The organism is Neisseria sp. P0021.S006 (assembly GCF_051956895.1).
The window spans coordinates 1-1,849 of the sequence record NZ_JBQCWZ010000232.1; the positions used below are offsets into that span (position 1 = coordinate 1).

The following is a 1,849-nucleotide window of genomic DNA, read 5'->3' on the forward strand; positions in this document are numbered from 1 at the left end:
ACGTTGAGCAGTACGACATTGCACTCTTCCAATAATACACGTAAGCGTTCTGCTGCTAATACTTCGTCTTCTACAATAATGGCACTTGGCATAGCGGTATTCTTTTTGTTGTATCGTGGGAGATCTGTCGCGCTTTGTCGTCCTTGATAACGCGTCAGCCGTATGTTGTTGTCAGCTTGAAATTATCACTTCGCAACAATTTTAGGAAATTTTTAAAATATACATGATTTTTCGCTTCTTGGGCGTGATTTGGAATGAATCTGAAGATTACTTACATAATTTTATGAAATATTGTAATACCTAGAGTAATTTTGTTGTAATCGTGCTAATTCATTTCGTGATAATGGACGATTTTGGGATTTTGTTCATTTGCCAGTGCGCCACCGCCCAATCGAGTAATTCTTGCGGACGGTTTACGGCGGGGGCATCGGGTAGGTTGAGGTAGGTCAGGACTTGGCGGAGGAGTTGTTCTTTTTGATTCAAATCCAAAGCCGGGGCAAGGGTTTGTTTCGACCACTTTTGCCCTTGGCTGTTGGTCAATAGCGGCAGGTGGGCGTAGGACGGCGTGGGAACGCCGAGGCATTGTTGCAGATAGATTTGGCGCGGCGTGGAAACGAGCAAGTCCTGACCGCGGACAATATGCGTTATGCCTTGATCGGCATCGTCGGCAACCACGGCAAGCTGATAGGCCCAATAGCCGTCGGCACGAAGCAGGACGAAATCGCCGATGTCGTGTGCCAGATTTTGTGCGTATTGTCCGACAATGCCGTCTGAAAAACCGATCACGCGATTGGGGACTTGAATGCGCCATGCCGGCATTTTGTTTTGCGTGTCGGGTCTTTGCTGAGGATTGCGGCAACGGCCGTTATACACAAATCCGTCTGCGCCATGTGTTGCCGCCGCCTGCCAGTCTTTGCGGCTGCAATAGCAGGGATACACCAGCCCGGCTGCTTTAAGGCGGTCGAGGGTGTCTTGATATAGGTCGTAACGGCGGCTTTGATAGGCGATTTCGCCGTCCCACTCAAAGCCGAAAGCTTCAAGCGTGCGCAAAATGTCGTCGGCGGCGCCGGGCATTTCACGCGGGGGGTCAAGGTCTTCAATGCGGACCAGCCATTTACCCTGATGAGCGCGCGCGTCAGCATAGGAGGCAACGGCGGTCAGTAGGGAGCCGATATGAAGTAGGCCGGTAGGGCTGGGGGCAAAACGTCCTATATACATGGCAGGGTGGTTTTGTAGGGCAGGGGCAGTATGCCTGCACGGTATTCAAATCGTGATAGAAAAGGGTGTGCCGTACACGCCCGAATTTGGGTTTCAGACGGCCTGAGACTTTTCAAAATGATTTAAGTTTCTTTGCCGCCCGTTCAATCCGCTTAAGCCAAGGGAGCCAGTAGGTTGGCGAAGGCTTCTTCAAATTGTTTCAAACCGTCTTCCTGTAAACGAGTTGCCAAAGTTTCAACATCAATGCCGAGTTTGGCGGTTTCGGCAAGCTGCGCTTGGGCTTCGTCTACACCTTCTGTCAAAGTGGCTTGGGCGGTGCCGTGGTCGATAAAGGCTTTGAGTGTCGCATCGGGAACGGTGTTGACGGTATGGGCGCCAATCAGGCTATCAACATACAAAGTGTCAGGATAGGCAGGGTTTTTCACGCCTGTGGATGCCCACAAAAGTTGTACGCGGTTGGCACCTTTTTCGGCAAGTGCGGCAAATTCGCTGCTGCCGAAGTATTGCGCCCAATCTTGATAGGCGGCTTTGGCCAGCGCGATGGCGATTTTGCCTTTGAGGTGGTCGGGCAGGGTAGCGTCCAATGCGGCATCGACACGGGAAATAAAGAAGCTGGCGACAACTTGGATAT

The 1,849-nt window shown here is 51.3% G+C and carries 2 protein-coding genes and 1 pseudogene; all 3 read right to left on the reverse strand.

Features of this window, described 5'->3' with window-relative positions:
• Positions 1 to 92 (reverse strand): annotated as a pseudogene (locus tag ACTHUM_RS12860) (LytR/AlgR family response regulator transcription factor); the annotation flags it as partial.
• 238 nt (positions 93 to 330) lie between these two features.
• Entirely contained in the window at positions 331 to 1,218 is an 888-nt protein-coding gene (gene gluQRS / locus ACTHUM_RS12865; RefSeq protein ID WP_107792124.1) for a tRNA glutamyl-Q(34) synthetase GluQRS, read from the reverse strand.
• A gap of 152 nt (positions 1,219 to 1,370) precedes the next feature.
• Positions 1,371 to 1,849, reverse strand: a 479-nt coding sequence (locus ACTHUM_RS12870) for a transaldolase family protein (RefSeq protein ID WP_440403040.1), incomplete at its 5' end; no start/stop codon positions are given.

Coding starts and splice junctions, on each gene's coding strand:
- gluQRS (WP_107792124.1), bottom strand. CDS start 1,218: ATGTATATAGGACGTTTTGCCCCCAGCCCTACCGGCCTACTTCATATC.